We start from the raw sequence: 24,109 nt of genomic DNA, 5'->3' as shown, positions 1-24,109 counted from the left end.
TGTGGCCGAGCAGAACACCAGCCAAGAAACATGCACCTTATATGTAGGCAACCTGCCCTACCGTGCCAACGAGATTGCCGTGCGCGAGCTCTTTGCCGAGCAGGGTCTGGTGATTTCCGTCCGTCTGATGAAAGACAAGGCCACTGGCAAGCGCAGGGGTTTCGGATTTGTTGAGATGCCGGTCGCCGATGCGGCCAAGGCCATAGCCGCGCTCAATGACAAGGAGTATCAGCAGCGCACCCTCAAGGTACGTGAAGCCAACGACAAGCGGGACAGGGATGAGAGGGAAGGCGCCGACGTCGACGCCTGAAGACTCAGCACAGCACCTCTTCGAGTGATGACAGCCCCCATGCTTGCAAGGGGGCTGTCAGTTTTTGGGCCCGGGCATCCAGCAGGCTGCAATAGGCGTGGCCCTGCCCTTCACCGGTGAAGGTGGATGGAAGCGCGGCCAGCAGATGGGCCACCCGCCTTGCCACCGCATTGCCCGAGTCAACCAGTTGGCACTCCGGCATCAGTTGCCGGATTTCATCCCCCAGCAGCGGGAAATGGGTGCAGCCCAGCACCAGGGTATCCGGCCTCTCCTCCCCTTCCATCCAGTCAGCCAGCACCTCTCGCAGCAGCCCCATGTTGACCGGCTGTCCCGCCAGCTTGCGCTCGGCCTCGATCACCAGCTCGGTCGCTCCCTTGAGCAACACCTGCTTGCCCGGCGCGAACTGGGCGATGAGCTCGTGGGTATATTCGCGGCTGACGGTGCCCGGGGTTGCCAGCAAACCGATGCAACCATTGCGGGTCAGGGCAGCGGCAGGCTTGATGGCGGGTACCACGCCCACCACAGGAATGCTCAGGGTAGCTCGCAGGGATGGCAGGGCTATGGTGCTGGCGGTGTTGCAGGCGATCACCACCAGATCGATGGCGTGTTCGGCCACCATGTGGCTGACCAAACCGGTGCAGGCAGAGATCAGATCTGGTTCGCTCAGCTCGCCATAGGGGAAGTGGGCGTTGTCGAAGCAGTAGAAATAGTTGTGCGCCGGCAGGGTGCGACGGATCTCCCCATAGACGGTCAAGCCGCCCATACCGGAGTCGAACACGAGAATATTGGCCACCAGAGCTCCCCCTTGGATGCGAGGCGGCGATCATACTCCCGCCAGCGGCCAATAGAAAAGGCCCCGCACATGGCGGGGCCTCGCTTTTTCCTCTCTATATAAGCAGAGCAGCAGATCAGAGACGGTAGTCGGCGGTCAGCTTGAACTCGGTGCCCGGTGAGGCATAGCCATAGGCCGGGACATAGTCACGATCGAACAGGTTGTCGATGCGACCGCCCAGGGTCAGCGCAGGCGTCACCCCGTAGCTGGCACCCAGATTGACCAGGGTGTAAGAGCTCAGCACCACCCGCTCTGCGGGGAAGCTGCTGAAGTCCTTGTCGTCCCGCTTGCCCACGTAGAGCAGTTCGGTCGACAGATCCACCGGGCCCAGCTGTGCCTGGGTCAGCCAGCTCGCCTTCTGCTTGGCGCGGCGCAGCAGCGGCTGATCGCCGTCGTTCTTGTCTTCGGTCTTGGTGTAATCGAAGCTCAGGTCATGATGGAGCGGACCGGTTTCCAGCCCCAGCGCCACTTCCACGCCACGGATCTCGGCATCCGTGTTGTCCGGCTTGCAGCTGGAGAAGGCGCTCTGGCAGGAGATCAGGTTCTGGATCTGGTTGCGATAGAGGTTCACTGACCAATCCCAGGCGGTGTAACGGCCGGAGAAGTCCAGCTCCAGGTTCTTGCTCTCTTCCGGCTTCAGATCCGGGTTCTCATAACCGGGATAGTAGAGATCGAGGAAGGTCGGCGCCTTGAAGCCGGTGCCGTAGCTCAGCCGCACATTGTGGTTGTCGTCTATGTCCAGCCCGCTGGCGGCGGACCAGGTGTTGTGACGACCATACTGCTCGTTGTCATCGGTGCGACCGGACAGCTCCCACAGCAGGGCCTGCCAGCGATAGCTGCCCACCGCAAACAGACCTGTGTTGTCACGATCCGGGGCATTGAAGGCCTGACCATAGCTGCGCGAATCGGACTTCATCTGCTCCTGCTGCCAGTCGGCGCCACCGGTCAGGTTGAGCCCCTCGATGCCGCTCCAGCTGTTGATCCAGGAGAAGCGGGTCAAGCCGGTGTGGATCGGCTGGGCGCTGGATTCCCCCTGGCTCTCCAGCCAGCTCTTCAGCTTGTTCTCGCCATAGCTGGCTTCCAGCCGGCTGGTCAGGGTCTCGCTCTGGAACTTGAGGCCACCGTCGTACTGGAAGGCCTTCACCCGGCTCTGGTCGGCCGACTGATAGGCATCGTCCATCTCGGTCTGGTTGTCATAACCCTGAGCGTTGAAATCGGCACTCCAGGCGTCGTTGAAGGCATGGTTCATACCGACCTGGCCATTGAGGCTATCGAAGCCGTCCCGATCCGGCTGCTGGGCACCGGCCACCACGTCGAACCCATCGGTGCGCTCATAGCCCACCAGCAGGTTCATGTCGGTCTGCTGGCCCAGAGCCTGCACGGTGCGCAGTTGGCCCTGACCATAACCATGGCTGCCTGCGCCGCCCTTCAGGTGGGTCTCGCTGCCACTCTTGGCGGAGGTCTTGGTGATGAGGTTGATGACGCCACCTATGGCATCCGAACCGTAGACGGCGGCCCGCGGCCCGCGGATGTACTCGACGCGCTCTATGTTGCCGAGGGGGATCTGGCTGAGATCGGGCGTGCCAGCCACCATGGCGGCGATGGGGCGGCCATTCATCAACACCAGGGAGTGGTTGGAGTTGGTGCCGCGGATGAAGAGGCTGCTCATATGGCCCCGGCCACCCAGGGTGGTGATCTGTACCCCGGGCAGGGTCTTGAGAAGATCCGTCAGGCTCGATACCTGGCGGGATTCAATCTCGGCGCGATCGATCACCACCACGGGAGCCAGCACAGCACTGACGGGTTGTTCCACCCGGTTGGCGGTGACCACCATGGTGTCATTGGCAGGAAGGGAAGGCTGGGCAAAGGCCGCCGTTGGCAACAGGGCAGCCGCCAATAATTTCTTGGACATGAGAGATCCTTAAGTTCGCGTAAGCATCTACTTCGTGGCCGGTTTCTCTCGGCCCGAAATACGAACTTTGGCAGGTCTTCGGGCTTGGGGGCTGATGGCCTACGGCGACGGCTTCCCACCTGACGGCAGTGCCCTGATGTCGCTTCGTTCCCCCTTACCGCTGCGCGCCAGCTCCGGATTCTCACCGGATTCCCTTTTAAGCATGATGCGCCAAAGCGGGGGGATTATAGGCAGAGCAGGATTGGATGTATAGCCATCTGGATTGCTGCCATCATTTTTTCCCACAAGAGGGTGTCGAGTGGCACAGATGCTGCCTTGCACCTCTGTCATGGCCGCCGTTGGGCACAATCCGAAGGGGTCAGACGCAAGAAATGTTGAGCCAGGTCCCACGGCTTTTTGGTAACATGCGGCAAACGTTTGACACCCCCGAGGAAGCCGTAATGACGACCCCCCCAATGATCGGCCTGGTAATGGGCTCTGACTCCGACTGGCCCGTGATGCAAGCGGCCGCCCGCATCCTCAAGGAGCACGGCGTGCCCTATGAAGCGCGCGTCGTCTCCGCCCACCGCACCCCGGATCTGCTGTTCGAATATGCCGCCAGTGCCCGCGAACGCGGCCTGCGCGCCATCATCGCCGGGGCCGGTGGAGCCGCCCACCTGCCGGGCATGCTGGCCGCCAAGACCACAGTGCCTGTGCTGGGTGTGCCCATCCCGACCCGTCAGCTCAAGGGGATGGACTCTCTGCTCTCCATAGTGCAGATGCCCAAGGGGGTGCCGGTCGCCACCTTCGCCATCGGTGAGGCGGGTGCCGCCAACGCAGCTCTGTTTGCCGTCTCCCTGCTGTCGGTTGCCCAGGATGGCGACGCCCCTCGCTATCACCAGCAGCTCGACAGCTTCCGTGCCAACGAGCGGGATCGGGTGCTGGCCCTGCAACTGGAGGACCCGGCATGATACTGCCCCCCGCTACCCTCGGCATGCTAGGTGGCGGCCAGCTCGGCCGCTACTTCGTGATGTCGGCCCACCGCCTCGGTTATCAGGTGATAGTGCTGGATCCGGATCCCGCCAGCATCGCCGGCGCCGCGGCCGACGCCCAGATAGTGGCAGCCTATGACGACGCCGAGGCGCTGCGCGATCTGGCCAGCCGCTGTGATGCCGTCACCTGCGAGTTCGAGAACGTGCCGGCCGCCTCCCTGGCCCTGCTGGAGCAGCACCTGCCGATACGCCCTGCGGCCAGCGCAGTGCGTGTCTGCCAGGATCGCCGGGAAGAGAAAGCCTTCCTGACCCGCGCCGGCGTGCCGGTCGCCCCGAACCTGACTCTGCTGCCGGGTGAGCCGCTGCCGGCCCTGCCCAGCGACCTCTTCCCCGCCATTCTCAAGACGGCCCGCGAAGGCTACGACGGCAAGGGACAGTGGACTATCCACCAGGCCGCAGAGCTGCCAGCGGCCCTGGCTGCCAGCGGCGTGGCCTGCGTGCTGGAGAAACGCCTGCCGCTGGAGGGGGAGTTTGCCCTCACCCTGGCCCGCAGCCCGAGCGGTGCCATCAGCGCCCTGCCTCTGGTGCAGAACTGGCACAGTGGCGGCATCCTGGATCAGACCCGCTCCCCGGCCAATGTCCCCGCCCTGGAGGCGGAAGCCCAGCGCATCGCCGAGCACATCATCGCCGCCCTCGACTACGTGGGCGTGCTGACGGTAGAGTTCTTCCTGGTCGGCGGCGCGCTGCTGGTCAACGAGATGGCGCCCCGCCCCCACAACTCCGGCCACCCCAGCATCGACAACGCCGGTTGCAGCCAGTTCGAGCTGCAGGTCCGTGCCCTGTGCGATCTGCCGCTGCCGGCAAAAGCCGAGGTGTGCCCCGCCATACTACTGAACTTGCTCGGGGATCTCTGGCAGGGCGGCACCCCTGACTGGGCCAGCGCCCTGGCCCTGCCCGGCGTGCACCTGCACCTCTACGGCAAGGGCGACGCCCGCCCCGGCCGCAAGATGGGCCATGTGACAGTCACCGGCACCGACTGGTCTGCGGTCGAGGCCACCGCGCACCAGTTGCGCGCCCTGCTGGGCCTGCCGCCGCGCTAAGCGTTGCTGGTACCAACGAAAAGACCCGGGCCAAGGCCCGGGTCTTCTTTTTTACCGCCGTGGAGACCAGGTCAGCCCCGATCCGCCGCCACCGCAACGGGAGCCGGCAGCCGTATGGTGAGGGAGAGCACCAGTGCCACCACCAGCAACACCAGAATGAGGTTGAAAGTCGCCATAAAGCCGCCGAACAGGGACGCGACTATGGAGCCTATGATGCTGCCCAGACCGAAGCCCAGATAGATGACACCGTAGTTCTTGGTCAGGTTGTTGAGCCCGAAGAAGTCGCTCACCAGGGAGGGGTAGACGGTAATGGTGCCGCCGAAGCTGAAGGCCACGCAGGCCACCGCCACGAAGAAGAGGTTGGCGTTGAGGGGCACGAACAGCAGCAGCACCATACCCGCCAGGGTAATCAGCTGGGCTATGGTGATGACACGGATGCGGGACATCTTGTCGGAGAGAATGCCCAGCACCAGACGGCCACCCAGGTTGGCCATGGCGATGATGGCGACGGCGTTGGCGGCGACCACGGCTGGCAGACCCACCATCTTCTCGCCTATGTCCTTGGCCACGCCGATGACATAGAGGCCGCTCATGCAGGCGGTGAGGAACATCAGCGCCAGCATCCAGTACTGCGGCTTGCGCATGGCCTCGGCCAGGGTGAAATCGCGGCTCTCGGTCTGTTGCACGGAAGTGGCCTGCTGGGGCGCATCCTTCATCAGCATGCCACCCACCAGCACCATGGACATGGCGATCAGCCCCCACAGCTGGAAGGTCGCCTCCAGCCCGTTGTTGGAGAGCAGCAGCAGGTTGATGTACTTGAAGCCGAGGCTGCCGAGGCCATAGGCACCGATGGAGCAGGCGGAGATCAGCCCCTTGCGCTCCGGGAACCACTTCACGCAGTTGGAGAGGGTCATCAGGTAGCCGGTCCCGTCGGCGAAGCCCACCAGTATGCCAGCGCAGAGGTAGAGCATGGCCAGGTTGCTGGCGTGGGCGGTGAGGAAGAAGCCGATGCCGAGCAGCACGCCAGCCCCCAGAGTGACGTTGCGCACCCCGAACCGCTCCTGCAGCTTGCCCGCCAGGGAGGAGGCCACCGCCAGGGAGAGGCTGAGCAGGCCGAAGGCGAAGGCCACCTGGCTCACCGGCTCGTCCAGCTTGTCGGAGAGCTGGGCGTTGAACAGGCTCCAGGTGTAAACGGAGCCCAGCGCAAACTGGGTGATGATGGTACCGATCAGGGTCAGATACCGGGTGCGATTCATCTCTTTAGTCATGATGCGTCTCGGGCGATGGCCATAAGGAAATTGAGGCCACTATAGGCAAGACGCGGCTCGCGCCGGCAGATTAAGGCATGAAATGCAGATCGGCGGGCATGAATGACAATCAGAGGCGCATCAGCTGACGGAACGCCTTGATGTTGCTGCGGCTGACCGGCACCTCGAACGGCAGATCATGGAGCCGGATGAGATAGGTGCTGTTGAACCAGGGCACTATCTCGCGGATCTTGTTGATGTTGACGCAGTAGGAGCGGTGGCAGCGGAAGAAGCCCTCCGCCGGCAGGCGGCTGACAAACTCGCTGAGAGCCATGGTCATCACGTAGCGATCGGTGCGGGTGTAGACATAGGTGAGCTTCTCGTCCGCTTCCGCATAGTAGATCTGCTCGCAGGGGGTGACTATGATGCGCTCCCCCTTCACCAGGTTGATGGTGCGATTGTGCGGGCTGCTCACCTCCCCCTGCACCGGTTGCGACTTGCCCGCATGTTCGAGCTTTTGCAGCAGATTGATGATGCGCGGCTCGTTGTAGGGCTTGAGGATATAGTCGAACGCCTCCAGCTCGAACGCCTCCACCGCAAACTCCTTGTAGGCGGTGACGAAGACGATGTGGGGCGGATGGCTCGACTTGTGCAGGTTCTTGGCCAGCAGCAGGCCGTCGATGGAGGGGATCTGGATATCCAGGAACACCACGTCCACCTCGTGATCCTGCAGGTATTTGAACGCCTCCAGCCCATCTTCGAAACTCGCCACTATCTCGATCTGACTGTGCTGGTTCACCAGATAGATCAGCTCCTCGCGAGCCAGGTATTCGTCTTCCACTATGATGGCTTTCAGCATGGCATTGCCCCCAGAGGGAACGCAGGAGAGGCCAGCGCCTCCCGCATCAAACATTCATCTTCGACATTAATGGCTTTCAACATGACAACGCCTCTCCAGTCAGCGACTCGTCTTCAACAGTGATGGCTCTCAACATGGCATCGCCTCCTGATCCGGCAGATAGAAACAGACTTCGGTACCCGGCTCCAGCCGCTTGAGGTGCAGGCCGTCCCCATAGAGCAGCTTGACCCGCTGATGAACGTTCATCAGGCCTATGCTGCGGCTCTCCACCCGGCCGGCGGCCACCCCGTCGATCACCGCCTGGCTGATGCCGTAGCCAGTGTCGCGCACCGCCACCCGGATGCCCCCCGCCAGCTGCTTCACCTCTATGGTGACCCGGCCCGGGGCACTGCGGGGCTGGATGCCATGCAGGATGGCGTTTTCCACCAGGGGCTGCAACAGCAGGCAAGGCACCTGGATGTGGACGTCGTCCACCTCGAACACCACCTCCAGCTTGTCGCCGAAGCGAGCCTGCTCGATGGCCACGTAGTCGCGCACCTGCTGCAGCTCCTCCTGGATGTCGATGAGCTCGTCCCCCTTGTTGAGGTTGTAGCGCAGGTAGTCCGCCAGGTTGGCGATGAGCTGGCGCGCCTGCTGGGGGCGGATGCGGATCAAGGATGAGATGGCATTGAGGGCATTGAACAGGAAGTGAGGGTTGATCTTGCTCTGCAGCGCGGTGAACTCCGCCTTGCGGGTCATCTCCTTGAGCTGCTCGATGCGCGACACCTCCATCTGGGTGGAGATGAGCTGGGAGAGGCCCACCGCCATCTCCCGCAACGAGCTGGTGATGCTGTGGGTGCGGCGATAGTAGATCTTGAGGGTGCCGCTGACGGCGCCATTTTCCCGCAGCGGGATGATGATGACAGAGTGAAAATCGGAGAGGTGATACTGGCGCAGATCGTTGTTGATGATGATCTGGTCCAGCAGCACAGCTCTCTGGGTCATGTCGCTGATGGCGTGGTGCTCGTCCAGCTCGTAGTAATCCTTGCCCACCCCCACATAGGCCAGCACGTCCCGGGTGTCTGTGATGGCCACCGCATCGGCGTCGATCTCGCGCCGGATCACGGCGCACACCTGACCGAGGGAGTGGCGATCTATGTTCTGGAAGAAGGGCAGCGTCTGGTTTGCTATGTCCAGCGCCAGCTTGGCCTGCTTGGCGGCAATCAGCTCCTTCTCGTCGTCCAGATCCTGCACCAGCTTGATGATGAGACCGATGCAGAGGGTCCCGGCGATCATCGGATAGGCGATGTGGCTGACGATCTCGACCCCAACGGCATGGGGCTCGGTCAACAGCCAGATCAGCAGCATGGTCAACCCCTCGCAGGCCATGCCCGCCAGTATGCCGTAGAGCCAGAGTCGCGACTTGCGGCATCTCAGGTGCAGCCAGGTCGCCAGCAGACCGGCGATGATGCTGGCGATGAGGCAAGGGATGGAGGTGTGACCATCCATGTCGATGAGGTAGCGGTGCAGACCCGAGATGACCCCGGCCGGGATGCCGACCCAGGGGCCGAACAGTATGCCGCCCGAGATGATGGCGATGATCCGCACGTTGATCAGCGCCCCCTCCACCGGAATACCGGTGTAGGTGCTGAACACCGCAAACAGGCCGAAGATGGCAGCCACCAGCAGCAGCTCAGCCGGGGTGTGATCCCGCTTCTGGAACAGTCGCTGGAAGGGTCTGGTACGGGTCAGGAGGAAGAGCGTCATCAGCATCAGCGCCGCCCGTTCAAACACCGCCAACAACATCATCTGATTTTCGAGCAAAACAGGATCCCCGGTAAGTGGCATGAAAGCGCCAAGGTGCAGGATCATACCCCGTATCTTCTGTCAGCTCATGGTGAATAGCAGGTCTCGAACTTAGCTTTCGACCCTGGATGCCGATAGAAAGAGGAACCCCATCAGGGGGAGCCTCGTTGCATACAGGAGATAGTTATGTCCAAAAAAATCATGGCGCTGGCCTTGTTGATAGGATGGAGCGGACTACCCGCTCATGCGGACACCCAGGCAAGCCAGCTGACCTGGCAGGCGACCGCCAGCAAGGACACCAGAATGGAAATATCACTCACCCATCCCGGTCACCAATACGTCAACTCAGGCCAGACACAGCATCCCGTTCATACTCTGGCGGCCGATATCAGCCATCCGGAATTCAATGCAACCTATCAACTGCAAGCTCGAAAACTGTATGGCAAGCTGTCGCAGCCAGACGGCAACCCGCTCAATCTGACCTTGAATGGGCAGCCGCTTTCAGCAACTCACCCCCTGACGCTGACGCAGGCCACCCGCTACTACCTCAGCTATCAAGCCACCGCAGCCAAGCCCGACCAGGTCGGTGAGGCCGCCTATGAGCTGATGGTGTACTGGCTCGGTTGATCAACTGGAGGCATGCCGGTCATGCCTTCATGCTTTACTCCACACTCTGGAGTTGGGTGGCTGCCAGCCTGACGACCTCATAATCTTGCCGCAGACGCGCCAGCGCTATCGGCAGCGTCCGCTCGTCGAGAACCCAGGACTCGATCTCGCTGCAGGTAGCAACCAACTGGAGTGTCCCCATGATCCTGGCGCCCCCTTTCAGCCGGTGCACCCTATCCAGGAATTGAGCGGCAGCCCCCTTCTCTGCTGCATTCTGCAACCCCAGGAGGTCATCGTCACTGGCACGGACAAACTCGGCCAGCAAGGGAGACATCAAGGTAGACTGGTGCGCTGTCAGCGGTCCCAGGTATTGCCTTATCTCCTGCATGCAGGTTGCAACATCAGCCTGCTCTTCCCGTAGCATATGCTGGCGCAGACAGTGATCGAGCGCCTCCAGCCCGACCGGCTTGAACAGGCAGTCATCCATGCCGGCAGCCTGGCCTTCATTGAGCTGCTCCTGACGAGCATCGGCCGTCAGGCCCAGGATCACACAAGGCCGCCAGCCATGGTGCCGCTCCCGTGCACGGTACTGTCGCGTCAGCTCGAATCCGTTCATTCCCGGCATGTTGAAGTCGGTAATGACGACATCCACCCGGGTATCGGCAAGCAGCCGCAAGGCCTGCTCCCCTGACTCGACAGCCGTGGCGTCATGCCCCAGATAGGCCAGTTGCTGGGTGACCAACAGCCGATTGGCGGGATGGTCATCGACCACCATCACTCTTAACCGCCGCCCTTGCTCCATGACTCTCCCCTGGGCGGGAGGAGCAGGCACCACCACGGCATCAGCGAGGGGCAACTTCATCTCGACGCAGACTCGAGTACCATGCCCGGGCTCGCTCTCGAGCAGCAAGGAACCCCCCATCGATTCGCAGAGGGTACGGGAAATCATCAGCCCCAGACCGGTTCCCGATTGCTGGATATGCTCCGGCTGGCTGGCTTGACGGAAGGGCTGGAACAGTCGCGCCTGCTCTACCGGATCAATCCCTATTCCGGTATCCCTGATGGCCAGTTGCAAGGTACACCAGCCATCGCTGGCTTGTGACGCCAGGGTCACTTTTACCGATCCCTGCTCGGTGTACTTGATGGCGTTGCTGATCAGATTGGAGAGTATTTGCTTGTAACAGAGTCCGTCTATCTGCACCCAGTGTGCTTGTCCTGCAGTGAGCTCCAGTCGCAGATTCTTCTCCCGGGCCAGGGCATTGAATACGGTCACGACAGACGCCGTAAGAGCCGCTATGTCATGAGGCTCCGGTGCCAGTTCAAGCCGACCAGACTCTATCTTGGAGATATCCAGAATGTCGCCGATCAGGCTCAGCAGGTCTTTTGCTGACCCATGAGCAATGGTGAGTGAGGATTGATCTTCTTCATGCAGGCGGCCCCGCTTGAGAGCCAGCTCCAGCAAGCCGATGATGGCATTCATGGGGGTGCGTATTTCATGACTCATGGTCGCCAGAAAGGTCGTTTTGGCACGATTGGCCTCCTGAGCCTCCTGGCTGGCCACCGCCAGTTCATCCAGCAAACGCACGCGCTCGCTCACATCGATCCAGCCGCCAATCCCCCCCTGAACATTGCCATCCAGGTCGTAATAAGGCTGAACCCAGTGATAAACATCCACCACGCCTGTCGCCATGACCAGCCGATGGTCTCCCTCTTGCGCAAGTCGCGCCTCACGGGAGAAAGTCAGGTCTGCAATCAGGGGGGCAAGAAAGGGCCAACGCTTGCGATCTTCATCCAGACTTGCACCCAGCAATCTGGCTTTGGGTTCACCAAAGAAACTCGCATAGCTGCTGTTGCAGAGGAGCAGGCGTCCATCCTGGTCCCTCGCATAAATTGGATGAGGTGTCCCGTCCACCAGATCGGCGATGAACTTGAGCTGGGTGCTCAGTGCCCCCTCCACCAACCGCCGCTCACGAACCTGCTTGCGCAGAGACAGACCCCACAGGCTGACCCAGATGGTCAGCAACAGGATCAGTGCGATGAAGACCCCGAACTCCCGTAGCAGTTCCTGCCAGGAGATAGCCTCCTGCTGAGCACTCACTCGCCAACGGTTGGACAGCCCTTCCAGCTCATCCGGCGGTATGATGGCAATCACCTTGTCCAGAATATCCCGCAGCATCTGATGGTCGGGGGAGACCGCAAAGGCGGCACTGATCGGAATGGAATCGAACAATTCCCCCGTGATGAACAGGCTGTCGGGAAATTTGCTGTTTATGTAGTACTTGGCCACCCGAAGCGGCAACACAGTCACATCACACACCTCATTAGCAACACAGCGCAGCGCATCTTCAATCTTGTCGAACTGACGTGTTGTCAGCTTTCCATATTCAGCCTCTATGGCCTGAGTCGAGATAAAACCCCGGACCACGGCCACTGTGCCGGACTTTAGCAAGGCCTCCGAAGATGTCTCTCTATGCCGCAACCCCACCACATATGACAAAGGATCGAGGACAAAGGCCCTGCTGAACAGATAGCGGTTCCTGCGCTCGGCTGACGGGCTCAGCACACCCGCATCCACCTGGCCGCCATCCAGCAACTGGGTCATCTGCTCGGGCGTCTTGACCGGAACCACCTCGATCTCCACCCCCAGCTTCGCCCGAATGACCTGCAGCAGATCGGCGACCACCCCATGCATGGTGCCAGTGACATCGAGAAAGCTGAGAGGTGGCACGCCGCTATTGACCGCAATCTGGATTTTCTCCCGCTTGCCCAGCCACTCCCACTGCTCGCTGGTCAAGTCGACCCTGCTGGCACCAATGGACAAGCCCCCCCCATTCCAGCGTTTGGCCACTTCCGCCCGCTTGCCCTCGAGGATCTCTCCCAGTGCTATATCTATTATTCTCTTGAGCCGCCGCTCCTTGGGGTTGAGGGCAAAGGCAAAACCATCGGTATCGATATAAAGCGGTTTCAATAATTGAACACTGTTCTGGTAAAACTTGTTGACAATAAAATTCCCGGAGATCATGTCAACCATGACGGCGTCCACTTGGCCATATGCCACCGCAGAGAGTGCGCTATAACGGGAGGGATATATTTTTACTTTGTAGTCTGACAAATACCGCATGATGTCCATGAATGGCAGATAATACTCAGGCACGGCAACCGTCTTTATTTCCCGCTCTTTTACTCGAATGTTTTTATAGATGGCAGGGTCATCCGCAATATATTTATCCGTTAACAAAAGTTGCTGCTCTTGCTCATAAGAATTTGAGGCACTCAGCAAGTCGATCTCCCCTCGCTTGAGTGCCTCTATGGCCGCCGCTCGGGAGGGATACCCTTTCACCATGATTTCGATGTGCAGCAAATGGGTCAGCATACCAACGATATCGGCCGTCACCCCCTCATAAGCATTGGCGCGCAGGGTGATGTCCATGGGAGGATTGTCGGGTCTTGGCACCCCCATGATCAGCCGCTCGCGCTCCTGCAGCCAGCGCCACTCTTCCCCATGCAATGGCAGGGGGCTGGCATCCAGATATTCCCCGCCATCTCGCGAATAGACCTGGAGCAGTGGCTCTTCCTGCGCATTGGCCGCGCACGGCCACGCGCAAAGCAGAACGAGGAAGAGCAGCAGGGATTTCATCGCTATCACAGCAGCTTCTGCCGTCTGGCCAGACTTATCAGGTCGATGATGTTGGTTATATTGAGCTTTTTCATCAACCGGGTCTTGTAAGTGCTGACTGTCTTTTCACTAAGCAACATGCTTTCTGCAATCTGCTTGTTAGTCTGGCCCTGACATATTTGGAGCAGCACGCTCAACTCGCGGGAAGAGAGAGTTGACAGCAGATCCTCCCCATCGACCGTATGGGCATGTCTGGCGCCGGCAATCACCTCTCGAGGAAAGTAGAGCTGTTTCTTTTCTATTTTTACAATTGCATCCTTCAATAAATACAGATCCTCCAGCTTGGACAAAAAACCATCGGCGCCGGCTTGCAGGCAGCGCACCATGACATGGTGGGTAGATTGTGCGGACAACACCAAAATCTTGACCCCCATATCCAGTTGCTTGAGTCTTTTAATCACCTCGATACCGTCCAGCTGAGGGATTCCAATATCAAGAATGACGATATCCGGTCGATTATTTTTGGTCATGGCGATCGCATCAACACCATTATCGACCTCGGCTAAAATAAGATGTCCATCCTGCTTCAGAAGCATGTTTACAGCCATTCTTATTGCAGGATGATCATCTACTATCACTACCTTCGCCATATACATGCCTTCTTTTTCGTTCTTTCCGAAGAGTATATTAACTACAAATCAAACAGCTACACCATACAGCCTCTTGTTGTTCATAATATGTTACAAACATATAAGTCAGCGTATTTAGAAGCGAATATTCATTATAGCCTCCCTATTTTTTATTTATTTATCAATCGATTACATTTAGTGCAGCCCATACGAATCTCTCCCATTGCCAGATTACGCCCCCTCTCTTCACTCTCCTCTGTCATTTCTCATCCCCTCTGAAAAAATCATAGAAAAAAATGAAAAAAAGATACAAATCAAATACATGACAACATTTCCCGCTCAGAGAAAGAAGCAAGAACCACAATATTCTGAAGTTTGCAGCCCATCACTCTTTGGGATTTTTCCTACACAGCATTCGATCGATCCAGGCAGGTCTGATCGCTATCTTAGTCGGCGAAGAAATGAGCTGGGCAACGGAACCATATGTTCCAGTGTTCGGCAGCAACCCTTGGTCAAATTGGCCGATGGGACGGCAGAGGAAAGCACCAGTGGTGCAATGAATCAAACAGGTGGCCATGTCCACCTATCGGGAAACGTGTAGGAAATACCAAGATGAAAAAGACTCTTATTGCACTGACAGTTGCAGGCCTGGGCTTTGCCGCCGCCACTCAGGCAGCCGTTGAAGCGTCCGCAGTAGCAACCTGGCAGGCCACCGCCAAGAAGGACACCACCTCAGAGCTGGTTGTTACCCCGCTCTCCAGCCTCTCCTTCCAATATGCCGAAGGGATCAAGGGGTTCAATACCGTCAACGGCCTGTTTGATGTCGCCATCAAGGGGGATGCCAGCGCGACCGACTTCACCCTGAAGGCGAAGAAGCTGAACGGCACCCTGAATCATCTGGGCGGCGACTCCACCGTCGATGTGGGCGTGCTGTGGGGCGGCGCACCGGTCAGCACCACCGCCTACACCACACTGATCGATACGGCGGCCGGCATCACGGGTGGCAACCTCTCCCCCATCGCCAATGGGTTCAAGGACGACTCTCAGCGCACCACGGCACAGGGCTCTTTCACCTTCAACATCGAGAGCGCAACCGCCGGTGGCAGCACCACCACCTTTGATGCCCTGCCAGACGGTCTGTGGAGTGGTGAAGTCAACGTCGAATTCGTTGCTAACTGGGTCTGACCCATCCACCGCACACCATTCAGGGCCCCGCGGGGCCCTTTTCAATCCCAGGAAATATCATGAACCTGAAAGTACTAGTGCCATGGCTGCTCCTCATGCCTGGTCTCAGCCAGGCAATCAATGTCGGCGCCGTGACCACCTTCATCGATGCGGGTAGCCAGGAAGTAGCCAAGCAAATCGAAAATGACAGCGATCAAGCCCGACTGGTCACTGTCACAGTAACGCGCATCTCCTCTCCGGAAGAGGGCGGACAGGAGATGCCGATGGAGGTCGACGGTGAACTGATGCTGTCACCCAGCCGACTGATGTTGCCCGCCAACGCCAAGAACAACGTGAGGTTCTTTTACAAGGGCCCGCAGGATGGCAAGGAGCGTTACTACCGCATCCGCTGGCTGGACACGGCACTCTCCGTAGACGATCAGCGCAACGAACGCAGACAGGCAGTGGCCACCACCTCAGCCCAGATAGGCACCATTCTGGTGGTCACACCGCGCCAGCAGCAATTTGCCTACGACCTGAAGGGCGACACCCTGACCAACAAGGGTAATGCCTCTTACCGCACAGTTGCATATGGACCCTGCCTGAAAAGCCAGGAGTTGTGCAAGGAAACCTACTACGACCTGCCGGGCAAGCAACGCAAATTCAAGCAGGTCAACATGAGTGACAAAAAGAGCCATTTAGGCCTCTGGTTGGGTCAGGAATTCGTCGTCGTCAAATAACCTTTGTGCTGGTACTGCCTTCACCATCCCGTCGGGTGGCGGAGCCCCATTGCCGAAATCTGGAGCCATGGTGCCTGATATGTTGAAAAAAGCCTGCCTGTTGCCACTCTTATGGCTGATTGCGATGTCAGTCTCTGCCAGCACCTCTCCCCTCAGGATCGCCAACGTCATCATTCCTGCCAGCTTTGCCAGCGCGCTGGAGGATGGGCTCGCGGTGCCAGTACGCCTGCAATACACGGATGAGGGCAATCGGATCGACACCCAGACCGATGACTCTATCGGCAATGCAACCCTGATGCTTCAGGATGGCAAACTGCATTTACTGCACATTGATTTCAGCGCCGGACAGCAGCAAGGTGTGCTGAACGACACCCTCACCACCATGCTCTCCAGCAAGAAAAGACGTACTTTTTCCGCTGATGGCAGTTTGCAGATCGACGGCAACGCCAGCATGCAGCTGGACCTGGTCGCCATGCTGCTGACGATCCGGGTTTCACGGGAAGCATTTGGCCAGGCCAAGCAGCCAGACAACCGTGTGGCATTGACTCCAACCGTCGATTCCTTGACTGGCGTGCATCGCTACAACCTGGGCTACTCCTTCATCAACAACCAGCAAAGCGGTCACAGCGACTCCAACTTCCTGCAACTGGACAGCACTGTCGGGCTGGGGGCCCATCATGTGGCCATGGACGCCTCCCTTTACAACCTGGGTCAACCGGAACAGAGCGGGGATATCTACCGCGCCATGTACGAGCGGGACCTCGATGATCGCCGGGTGGCGGCTGGTATGGTGTCCACCTGGGACTTGCAGACGCTGGGAGTGGTGACAGGCCTGACCACGGGTCGTATTTACGGGGCATCGTATGGCAACCAGGCACAATCTCGGAAACAGGCAACCAACGAGTCAACCACGCCGGTGCAAGTCTTCATGCCTGCCAATGGCGAAGCCAGGGTATACCGCGATGAACGCCTGATTGGCCTGCAGAACCTGCCCATCGGCAACCAGAACCTCGATACTTCTTCATTCCCCAACGGGGTCTACAACGTCACGGTCGAAGTCTATGTCGATGGGCGTTTGACCAGCACCACCACCCAACGTGTGACCAAGTTGGGCGGCAACCAGGGTTTTACCCGGGAGTGGGGATGGCAATGGTGGGGAGGCATGATGGAAAGCTCCCAGAACAACGGCGATTCTCCCCTGCTGGGTCTGTCACTCGCGCGTTCGCTGGGCACCCTTGAATTGGCCACCGCAACTTATGCCTTCAAGGAGGCGGCTGTGGGCGAAGCACGAGCCAGCTGGCAGGCGACGGAGCACCTCGGCACCCAGCTGCAAGGCATGTTGGCCTCCGACCATTCGTGGCGACTTGCTTCCAGTCTCTCCCTGCAGGTCCATGACAATGCCTCCTTGTGGGTCAGCCAGGAAAAACTGGAGGCAGGGAGCGCCTTGACGGTGGGCGAGACCGAACTCTACTCCGCCGGCATCACGCTCAATCTGGGGGGCTGGATCAGCGGCCTTGGCCAGCTGACATTCAACACCACGCACGACCGCCAGATGAGCAGCGACCGCAGCTATGTGGACTACTACCAGCACCTCTATGCCGGCCGCTACGGCAACCTGTCGATGCGCGCCAGCCTGCAGAGTGACAGCGGCACTCTCAATGGCTTCAGCAACAAGAGCATCACGCTGGATTACTCGATTCCGTTCGACAACCTGTTCAGTTTCGGCATGAGCAGCAATGAGCAGGGCCAGACAACGGCCAACCTCAGCTACCAGAAGCGCATGGAGGGTGTCATCAATCTGGCGACGTTCAACGCTTCGCGCATGGTGCACGGCAGCGATGAACACAATATGGCGCTCTCCGGCACCCTGGGTTTTGAGCACAGGGCCATAGGCGGCTCAATGACGCTCGGCCGTGGCCATGGTGGGGACATGAATGGCAACCTCATTGCACGTGGCGCCCTGATCACCACGGAGAATGATGTTATTGCATCGGGCAGGAGTACCTCAGGTGCCGGTTTAATCATCAATACCGGGATCAACCGTGAAGGGCAGATGATCGCCAAGGTGAATGGGCAAGACTATCCCCTGCAAGGGGAACAGGCATTCCTCGCGCTCTCTCCCTACCAGGAGTACGAAGTTGAGCTGCTAAACAGCAAGACGGGCAAAGACAGCTACGACATCAATACCGGCAAGCAGCGCTACACCCTCTTTCCCGGCAACGTCGCCACTCTGGATGCAGGCAGTGCGATCAAGGAGATGGTCACTGTCTTCGGCGTACTCAGGGCAGAGGATGGGTCACTGCTGGCCAACGCCCGCATTGACAACCATATCGGCACTACTGTCACTAACGAAACCGGCGAGTTTTCTCTGGATGTGGATAAAGCCAATCCCATGCTGACCTTCCGCCAGGGAAATGATTTCTGTGAAGCCGAGCTGGATCTTGAAAAACACACGGGCGCAGTCTGGGTCGGGATCGTGACCTGCCAGGGGCTGCCCACCTACGCCATGGTTAGGGAGTATTGATCATGAACATCACTCACAGATTGCTATTGGTCATTGCGCTTGGCGCTGGCTGGGCACAGTACAGCAGTGCCGCTGTCACAAAATATAATTTAGCGGATGCAGACCTGCGTCATTTATTGTTTATTGAGAATCAGGAAGACCATAATTTATTTATTACACCAACCGATTACCTGGACCCTCGTCTATCAGGCGGAAATTCATGGACGTCTGATTCAAGACAGGTCAGTCTGGCATATGCTGACAATGCGCATAACTACACTGTCACAAACTATAATATCGACATGTGGGAAAATGGCCCGATCCGTCATCCCTATATTAATCAGCGTTGCATCAAAAGCTGGGCAGGATGTGATCCTCAAACAGCTGAAGCGGTCAACAAGCCAGCAGTAGTAAATGAAACTGGTTTTTTTGGATTAATGAAGGCTGCGACTGGATATGCTCATGCAAAATTAAGCTCCAGCTTCTTTGATTACCTTCGTACCATGCCGGTAGGTACTATCCTTAATAGGGAGATGAATCTCTGCATGACGACCAGAATATATGATGCTACCGCAGGAGAACGCTGCATCGATCAAAGCAGTGGTACTTGGTACGTTAAGAAGGTTCGACATAAAAAGTCCGGTCATCTACGTTTTATACAAACCAATGCCATCAGTGAAATTATTGTTGATAGCAATGGTGTTCCATATGTACTGCCAGGCTCTCAAGGCTGTGAAAACTATCGGCTTGGCACGCGTGATGGCGTTCTCTGTCGCTTTCTTGACTACGATTTCAATCAGGATGGTAGCCAATCATTTTCCGATCCCTATGTATACACCAATATCAAAAATACAGCTCTTAATAGTGCTATTGCTGGTGCCGATGTACAGATGAGTACAAATCTCATCAATTGGGCATACAAAGGGGCTGACTACAATGTCAGCTATCTTAAAGGCCAGTCGTCCATTTATCTCTTTCTCTCCAGTAATTTCTTCAAACAAGTGGTTAGACTTGGCCTTCAAGATCAATTGACGAGAAGCATGATTAACTTCAATATGCGAAATATCAAAGCACCGGAAAGTGGATTCTATGAATTCAGTGGCACAACTGAAATAGTTATAAAGCCACGGGACTTTAGCGTTTCCATTTTATCTTCGGAAGGCGTCAGCAACCCTTACAGGGAGGGTCAGGTCGGAAAAGATATTTTGAGTTTCTCATACAATATCTCTGATAGCGGCCCCATCAGTGCCGACATGCTGGAAATTTCCATTTCACAGGACAGAGGTTCGCCTTATCAGGGATATTGCACTTTCTATCCTGCTGGCTCGTCAGCACCCGAACAGGCCGTACCTTTACCCACCAGGTTGGTATTCGATTCGGTGGCTCATGGTGCGGCTTCACGGCACGCCATTCGCTGCGATCGGACTCCGGTAGATATACGTAAATTGGGTATACAGGACAACCAGCCACCGCAGGAGTGGAACGATCCCGTCAACGGCCAGGGCATCACCCGGTTCTACAAGCTGGCGCTGGAGTTCGACCTGACCGACCCCATGGTGCAAGGCACAGTTGGCAATGAGATGTGGGAAGGTGAAGTAGAGCAGAGCGGCACCATTACCATAAAGGGAACCTGGCGCTGACAACGGAGAACAGCATGCATCGTATTCTTTGGCCTTTGCTGGCCGGCACCTTGGCCTCGCAGGCCATGGCTATCGACATCGGCGCCATGACCCTTGCCATGGCGCCGAAGGAAGACTTCATCACCCGCACCGTCACCAACAACAGTACCTCGCCCAAGGTGTACGAAGTGCAGATGGAGAAGATCAGTGACCCCACGGCCACAGGCCAGGCGGTTCCCACGACTCCGGGTGAACTGCTGTTTGCCCCCAAGCGCTTCACGCTGCATGCCAAACGTGCACAGAACGTCAAGTTCTACTACAAGGGACCGGCGGATGCCTTGGAGCGCTACTATCGCATCACCTTCACAGAGTCACCGGCTGCCCAGATTGACGAAGGTGGCCAGACACTGCGCCGGGGTGCAGTAGAGGTGAAGTTGGCATTGCAGTCCATCTTGGTCGTTCGCCCGCGTCAGGTGCACTTTGACTACAAGTTCGACCCGGCAAGGGGGAGCATCATCAATACCGGCAATACCTACTTTGAATTCATGGTGAAACAGGGTTGCCAACAAGCGGACAGCGAGGCTGACAGCAAGTACCTTCGGCCCGGTGAAACCTACCGCAACCCCAAGATCAGCCAGTCTGGCAATCAGAAGCTGATCGTCTATCAATCACGCTTTATCCCTGTCGGCAAGGATTGCTGGCCAGACTAGGCGTCCTGGACCGAGTGTCCTGCATGTTACTTCCCTGAGAGATCAGGATGAGAGCGTGGCCAGCCTGGCCGCGAAGCCCATGAAGAATAGGCCGATCAGGCCGTTGCCCAGCTTGGCGAGACGCACCTTGCGCGCAAAGAAGCGCGCCATCAGGGTGCCGCCGAAGATCAGCAGGGTGAGATAGACGAAGCTCATGGCCTCCAGCATGCCGGCCAGCACCAGGTAGGAGATCCAGGTGTGGGCATAGCTGAAGTCGATGAACTGCACGAAGAAGGAGACGTAAAAGAGGATCGCCTTGGGGTTGGTGAGGCTCAAGGTCAGCGCCTTGGAAAAATAGCGCTCCCCCAGCTCCACCGCAGATTCCTGCCCTTCGCCCTTGGCAATGAAGTTGGCATGGAGGATCTTCACCCCCAGATAGAGCAGATAGATGGCGCCGAGGTAGCGCACCAGGGTGAACAGCAAGGGGGTGGTGCGAATGAGGGAGGCGATCCCCAGGTAGGCGCAGAAGATGAGAATGGCATCGCCGACGAAGACGCCGAGGGCGGCGCGATAGCCAGGTCCTATGCCCCGCACCGCGGCGGTGCGCAGCACATAAATCGAGTTGGGGCCCGGCGCTATGATGATGAAGAAGAGCCCCACCAGATAGGTCCAGACATTGATGACTCCCAGGCTTTCGAACATGTTCCCTCCATGGCGGGCGATGGGCCGGATAGCGGCGGCAGGCTTTCTATACTAATCCGCCACGCGCCAAGCACAAGATCTGACCTGCCATCCACACACCTTCAGCATGAACGGCTTGCACGCCGATCGAGAGCAACCCCCGGCGTTCGCCCACTTTGGTTATGTCCAGATGCACCGGGATAGGGCATGGTAGAGGGAGTATGAAACCGCAGATACCTCACCCATGGACAAGACCTTGAGCACCGATACCTCTGTCACCGCGACGCCCTCGGCCGACCCTCTGAACACCACCACTTATCCGGTGATTGCCGCAATCAGCTTCTCGCACCTGTTGAACGACATGATGCAGTCGGTGCTGCTGGCCATCTATCCGTTGCTCAAGCTCGGCCTCGACCTGTCTTTCACCCAGATTGGGCTCATCACCCTCACCTATCAGTTCACGGGCTCGCTGTTGCAGCCGCTGATCGGCCTCTACACAGACCGCAGGCCCATGCCGTATTCGCTGCCCCTCGGCATGGGCTTTACCCTGATCGGCTTGCTCTCCCTGTCACAGGCGGGCAGCTTTGGCGCCGTGCTGCTGTCGGCCATGCTGATCGGCATGGGCTCGTCCGTCTTCCACCCGGAGTCTTCCCGGGTCGCCCGCATGGCGGCCGGCAGCCAGCCGGGCTTGGCCCAATCCCTGTTCCAGATCGGCGGCAACCTCGGCTCGGCCATAGGTCCGCTGCTCGCCGCGCTCATCATAGTGCCGCAGGGACAGGGCAGCGCGGCCTGGTTCTCGCTGTTCGCCCTGGTGGGCGTCATGGTGCTCTGCCTGGTCGGGCGCTGGTCGAGCCAGCACGGGGCCAACTTCCACAAGCGGATGAAAGCCCATGCAGGCAGTGGCCTGAGCCGCCGCCAGATCGGCTGGTCGCTGGCCATCCTGGGCCTGCTGATGTTCTCCAAATTCTTCTACATGACCAGCCTGAGCAGCTATTACACCTTCTACCTGATGGACAAGTTCAACCTGTCGCTGGACAGCGCCCAGTTCCATCTGTTTGCCTTCCTGTTCGCCGTCGCGGCGGGCACAGTGCTCGGTGGGCCGATCGGTGACCGCATCGGCCGCAAGCGGGTGATCTGGATCTCCATCCTGGGCGTCGCCCCCTTCACCCTGCTGTTGCCCCACGTCGACCTGTTCTGGACCTCGGTGCTCTCGGTGATCATCGGCCTCGTCCTGGCGTCGGCCTTCTCCGCCATCCTGGTCTACGCCCAGGAGCTGGTGCCTGGCAAGGTCGGCACCATCTCCGGTCTGTTCTTCGGCTTCGCCTTCGGCATGGGGGGCATAGGCGCAGCCCTGCTGGGTCAGCTGGCCGATGCGACCAGCATAGAAACCGTGTACCAGCTCTGCGCCTACCTGCCGCTGATCGGCCTGCTGACCGCTTTTTTGCCGACCATCAGAAAGGGTTAATAGATGCCCCGCACGGAAGACCGTCCATAAATAACGCGGCCTGAGAGGCCGCGTCTGAAGTTGATGAGAACGAAGGTTGGTCAGCAGTACTGACCGGCCACCCAGCCCGATGACCAGGCCCACTGGAAGTTGTAGCCGCCGAGCCAGCCGGTCACGTCCACCACCTCGCCGACGAAGTAGAGACCGGGCACCTTGCGCGCCTCCATGGTCTTGGAGGAGAGCTCGTTGGTATCCACGCCCCCCAGGGTCACCTCGGCGGTGCGATAGCCTTCGGTGCCGTTCGGCAGTATCTGCCAGTCCCCCAGCAGGGTGGCAACCGCCTCCAGCTCCCGCTCGTTGTACTGACGCATCGGCTTGCTGTTGAGCTGTCCCAGCTCCACCAGCTTGTCGACGAAGCGCTTGGGCAGCTCGCGCCCCAGCACGGTTTTCAGCTCCTGGGCCGGGTGCGCCAGCGCCCATGCCTTGAGGGCCGCCGGGATATCCAGCTCGGGCAGCAGGTTGATGTGGATCTTCTCTCCCGCCAGCCAGAAGGAGGAGATCTGCAGTATGGCGGGGCCCGAGAGGCCGCGGTGGGTGAACAGCATGGCCTCCTTGAAGCGGGTGCCATCCTCGGCGGTCACCGCCACCGGCAGGCTGACCCCGGCGAGATCGGCGAAGGCCTCTTTCTGTTCCTGATGCAGGGTGAAAGGCACCAGACCGGCGCGGGTGGGCAGCACTGTGAGGCCGAACTGCTCCGCCAGCTTGAAGCCGTAGGGGGTGGCGCCGAGTTTCGGCATGGAGAGGCCGCCGGTCGCCACCACCAGAGAGTGGCAACGGATCTCGCCCTTGCTGGTGTCGAGCAGGAAGCCATCATCCGTCTTGCTGACGGAGAGGATCTCGGTCTGGCACTGCAGGGTCACTCCGGCCCAGTCACACTCGGTGAGCAGCACCTCGACTATCTCTTTGGCGCTCTCGTCACAGAACAGCTGACCCAGGGTCTTCTCGTGATAATTCACCCCGTGCCTGTCCACCAGATCGATGAAGTCCTGCTGGGTGTAGCGCGCCAGCGCCGACTTGCAGAAGTGCGGATTGCCGGAGAGGAAGGCGTGGGGACCGGCCTGATGGTTGGTGAAGTTGCAGCGACCGCCGCCGCTGATGAGGATCTTGCGGCCCGGCTTCTTGGCGTTGTCCAGCAGCAGCACGGTTCGCCCCCGATAACCGGCCTGAGCCGCACACATCAAGCCAGCCGCACCGGCCCCGATCACCACCACATCACACTGCTTCATCATCACGCACCCATCAAAAGAAAAACGGCCCCTGCCAAGGAGCCGTCATCGCATCCGGCAGAAACCACAGCGGCGGTTTCATGGCTGCATCAATCGAAAACGGCCCACAAGGGGGC

Annotated in this window: 19 protein-coding genes and 1 riboswitch (1 of these 20 running past the window's edge); of the genes, 10 read left to right on the top strand and 9 right to left on the bottom strand. The window is 58.9% G+C overall.

Going from position 1 to position 24,109, the window contains the following annotated elements; all coding sequences use genetic code 11:
• Positions 1-310 carry the 3' portion of an RNA recognition motif domain-containing protein gene (locus ACFWHB_RS00335; protein WP_395949247.1) on the top strand. It extends 182 nt beyond the left edge of the window, so only the last 310 of its 492 coding nucleotides appear in the window; the start codon falls outside the window, past its left edge; it ends in the stop codon at positions 308-310.
• 4 nt (positions 311-314) lie between these two features.
• Here ACFWHB_RS00335 and murI read toward each other — a convergent pair whose 3' ends face one another.
• Together murI and ACFWHB_RS00325 are read right to left on the bottom strand one after the other, a co-directional pair.
• Entirely contained in the window at positions 315-1,103 is a 789-nt protein-coding gene (gene murI / locus ACFWHB_RS00330) for a glutamate racemase (protein WP_395949246.1), read from the bottom strand.
• A 115-nt stretch (positions 1,104-1,218) separates the two neighbouring features.
• Positions 1,219-3,054 carry a TonB-dependent receptor domain-containing protein gene (locus tag ACFWHB_RS00325; protein WP_395949245.1) on the bottom strand — a complete coding sequence of 612 codons (1,836 nt, stop codon included), beginning with the start codon at positions 3,052-3,054 and terminating at the stop codon, positions 1,219-1,221.
• A gap of 51 nt (positions 3,055-3,105) precedes the next feature.
• Positions 3,106-3,284: riboswitch (cobalamin riboswitch) on the bottom strand.
• A 210-nt stretch (positions 3,285-3,494) separates the two neighbouring features.
• Between ACFWHB_RS00325 and purE the strand changes: the two genes are divergently transcribed.
• Positions 3,495-4,004, top strand: a complete 510-nt coding sequence (purE, locus tag ACFWHB_RS00320) for a 5-(carboxyamino)imidazole ribonucleotide mutase (RefSeq protein WP_395949244.1) — start codon at positions 3,495-3,497, stop codon at positions 4,002-4,004.
• On the top strand, positions 4,001-5,125 hold the full coding sequence (locus tag ACFWHB_RS00315; RefSeq protein ID WP_395949243.1) for a 5-(carboxyamino)imidazole ribonucleotide synthase: 1,125 nt from the start codon (positions 4,001-4,003) through the stop codon (positions 5,123-5,125). Before purE ends, ACFWHB_RS00315 begins: the two co-directional genes overlap by 4 nt.
• Before the next feature lie 71 nt (positions 5,126-5,196).
• Here ACFWHB_RS00315 and ACFWHB_RS00310 read toward each other — a convergent pair whose 3' ends face one another.
• The 3 genes from ACFWHB_RS00310 to ACFWHB_RS00300 all read right to left on the bottom strand — a co-directional run bounded on the left by ACFWHB_RS00310 (position 5,197) and on the right by ACFWHB_RS00300 (position 9,034).
• Positions 5,197-6,393 carry an L-lactate MFS transporter gene (locus tag ACFWHB_RS00310; RefSeq protein ID WP_393935448.1) on the bottom strand — a complete coding sequence of 399 codons (1,197 nt, stop codon included), beginning with the start codon at positions 6,391-6,393 and terminating at the stop codon, positions 5,197-5,199.
• A gap of 109 nt (positions 6,394-6,502) precedes the next feature.
• Positions 6,503-7,231 carry a LytR/AlgR family response regulator transcription factor gene (locus ACFWHB_RS00305; protein WP_262113920.1) on the bottom strand — a complete coding sequence of 243 codons (729 nt, stop codon included), beginning with the start codon at positions 7,229-7,231 and terminating at the stop codon, positions 6,503-6,505.
• 129 nt (positions 7,232-7,360) lie between these two features.
• Positions 7,361-9,034 carry a sensor histidine kinase gene (locus tag ACFWHB_RS00300; protein WP_234570694.1) on the bottom strand — a complete coding sequence of 558 codons (1,674 nt, stop codon included), beginning with the start codon at positions 9,032-9,034 and terminating at the stop codon, positions 7,361-7,363.
• Between the two features lie 168 nt (positions 9,035-9,202).
• On the opposite strand from ACFWHB_RS00300, the gene ACFWHB_RS00295 reads away from it, so the two are divergent.
• Positions 9,203-9,643 (top strand): hypothetical protein, encoded by a 441-nt coding sequence (locus ACFWHB_RS00295; RefSeq protein ID WP_395949242.1) that lies wholly within the window; start codon positions 9,203-9,205, stop codon positions 9,641-9,643.
• Between the two features lie 34 nt (positions 9,644-9,677).
• Here ACFWHB_RS00295 and ACFWHB_RS00290 read toward each other — a convergent pair whose 3' ends face one another.
• Complete coding sequence (locus ACFWHB_RS00290; protein WP_395949241.1) at positions 9,678-13,259, bottom strand: ATP-binding protein; 3,582 nt, start codon at positions 13,257-13,259, stop codon at positions 9,678-9,680.
• A gap of 5 nt (positions 13,260-13,264) precedes the next feature.
• Positions 13,265-13,888: a response regulator transcription factor gene (locus tag ACFWHB_RS00285; RefSeq protein ID WP_025325232.1), complete on the bottom strand. Its 624-nt coding sequence runs from the start codon at positions 13,886-13,888 to the stop codon at positions 13,265-13,267.
• A gap of 591 nt (positions 13,889-14,479) precedes the next feature.
• On the opposite strand from ACFWHB_RS00285, the gene ACFWHB_RS00280 reads away from it, so the two are divergent.
• From ACFWHB_RS00280 to ACFWHB_RS00260, 5 genes are all read left to right on the top strand, one after another.
• Positions 14,480-15,052, top strand: coding sequence for a common pilus major fimbrillin subunit EcpA (locus tag ACFWHB_RS00280; RefSeq protein ID WP_290030502.1), 573 nt, complete (start codon positions 14,480-14,482; stop codon positions 15,050-15,052).
• Between the two features lie 59 nt (positions 15,053-15,111).
• Positions 15,112-15,771, top strand: a complete 660-nt coding sequence (locus tag ACFWHB_RS00275; RefSeq protein WP_395949240.1) for a hypothetical protein — start codon at positions 15,112-15,114, stop codon at positions 15,769-15,771.
• A gap of 79 nt (positions 15,772-15,850) precedes the next feature.
• On the top strand, positions 15,851-18,295 hold the full coding sequence (locus tag ACFWHB_RS00270; RefSeq protein WP_395949239.1) for a fimbrial biogenesis outer membrane usher protein: 2,445 nt from the start codon (positions 15,851-15,853) through the stop codon (positions 18,293-18,295).
• 2 nt (positions 18,296-18,297) lie between these two features.
• The gene (locus tag ACFWHB_RS00265) at positions 18,298-19,914 is read left to right on the top strand and encodes a hypothetical protein (protein WP_395949238.1); all 1,617 of its coding nucleotides are present in this window, start codon (positions 18,298-18,300) and stop codon (positions 19,912-19,914) included.
• Positions 19,915-19,928: 14 nt separating this feature from the next.
• Entirely contained in the window at positions 19,929-20,603 is a 675-nt protein-coding gene (locus ACFWHB_RS00260) for a molecular chaperone (protein ID WP_395949237.1), read from the top strand.
• Positions 20,604-20,645: 42 nt separating this feature from the next.
• On the opposite strand, the gene leuE is transcribed toward ACFWHB_RS00260, so the two are convergent.
• Positions 20,646-21,284 (bottom strand): leucine efflux protein LeuE, encoded by a 639-nt coding sequence (leuE, locus tag ACFWHB_RS00255; protein ID WP_106885341.1) that lies wholly within the window; start codon positions 21,282-21,284, stop codon positions 20,646-20,648.
• Positions 21,285-21,507: 223 nt separating this feature from the next.
• Between leuE and ACFWHB_RS00250 the strand changes: the two genes are divergently transcribed.
• Complete coding sequence (locus ACFWHB_RS00250) at positions 21,508-22,728, top strand: MFS transporter (protein WP_289987215.1); 1,221 nt, start codon at positions 21,508-21,510, stop codon at positions 22,726-22,728.
• A gap of 80 nt (positions 22,729-22,808) precedes the next feature.
• Here ACFWHB_RS00250 and ACFWHB_RS00245 read toward each other — a convergent pair whose 3' ends face one another.
• Positions 22,809-23,993, bottom strand: a complete 1,185-nt coding sequence (locus ACFWHB_RS00245) for an NAD(P)/FAD-dependent oxidoreductase (protein ID WP_395949236.1) — start codon at positions 23,991-23,993, stop codon at positions 22,809-22,811.
• Positions 23,994-24,109: the final 116 nt, after the last annotated feature.

Origin of the sequence: Aeromonas mytilicola subsp. aquatica (genome assembly GCF_044336385.1) — a bacterium.
GTDB lineage: Bacteria > Pseudomonadota > Gammaproteobacteria > Enterobacterales > Aeromonadaceae > Aeromonas > Aeromonas rivipollensis.
The sequence above is the reverse complement of the archived record's forward strand: the minus strand, read 5'-3'. Positions and strand labels throughout refer to the sequence as shown.

Bases quoted from the DNA above. Each gene is read 5' to 3' on its own strand.
- ACFWHB_RS00315 (WP_395949243.1), top strand. From the start codon at position 4,001: ATGATACTGCCCCCCGCTACCCTCGGCATGCTAGGTGGCGGCCAGCTC.
- ACFWHB_RS00290 (WP_395949241.1), bottom strand. From the start codon at position 13,259: ATGAAATCCCTGCTGCTCTTCCTCGTTCTGCTTTGCGCGTGGCCGTGC.
- ACFWHB_RS00250 (WP_289987215.1), top strand. From the start codon at position 21,508: ATGGACAAGACCTTGAGCACCGATACCTCTGTCACCGCGACGCCCTCG.
- ACFWHB_RS00325 (WP_395949245.1), bottom strand. From the start codon at position 3,054: ATGTCCAAGAAATTATTGGCGGCTGCCCTGTTGCCAACGGCGGCCTTT.
- ACFWHB_RS00310 (WP_393935448.1), bottom strand. From the start codon at position 6,393: ATGACTAAAGAGATGAATCGCACCCGGTATCTGACCCTGATCGGTACC.
- ACFWHB_RS00245 (WP_395949236.1), bottom strand. From the start codon at position 23,993: ATGAAGCAGTGTGATGTGGTGGTGATCGGGGCCGGTGCGGCTGGCTTG.
- ACFWHB_RS00270 (WP_395949239.1), top strand. From the start codon at position 15,851: ATGTTGAAAAAAGCCTGCCTGTTGCCACTCTTATGGCTGATTGCGATG.
- ACFWHB_RS00265 (WP_395949238.1), top strand. From the start codon at position 18,298: ATGAACATCACTCACAGATTGCTATTGGTCATTGCGCTTGGCGCTGGC.
- ACFWHB_RS00275 (WP_395949240.1), top strand. From the start codon at position 15,112: ATGAACCTGAAAGTACTAGTGCCATGGCTGCTCCTCATGCCTGGTCTC.
- ACFWHB_RS00260 (WP_395949237.1), top strand. From the start codon at position 19,929: ATGCATCGTATTCTTTGGCCTTTGCTGGCCGGCACCTTGGCCTCGCAG.
- leuE (WP_106885341.1), bottom strand. From the start codon at position 21,284: ATGTTCGAAAGCCTGGGAGTCATCAATGTCTGGACCTATCTGGTGGGG.
- ACFWHB_RS00305 (WP_262113920.1), bottom strand. From the start codon at position 7,231: ATGCTGAAAGCCATCATAGTGGAAGACGAATACCTGGCTCGCGAGGAG.
- ACFWHB_RS00285 (WP_025325232.1), bottom strand. From the start codon at position 13,888: ATGGCGAAGGTAGTGATAGTAGATGATCATCCTGCAATAAGAATGGCT.
- ACFWHB_RS00280 (WP_290030502.1), top strand. From the start codon at position 14,480: ATGAAAAAGACTCTTATTGCACTGACAGTTGCAGGCCTGGGCTTTGCC.
- purE (WP_395949244.1), top strand. From the start codon at position 3,495: ATGACGACCCCCCCAATGATCGGCCTGGTAATGGGCTCTGACTCCGAC.
- ACFWHB_RS00295 (WP_395949242.1), top strand. From the start codon at position 9,203: ATGTCCAAAAAAATCATGGCGCTGGCCTTGTTGATAGGATGGAGCGGA.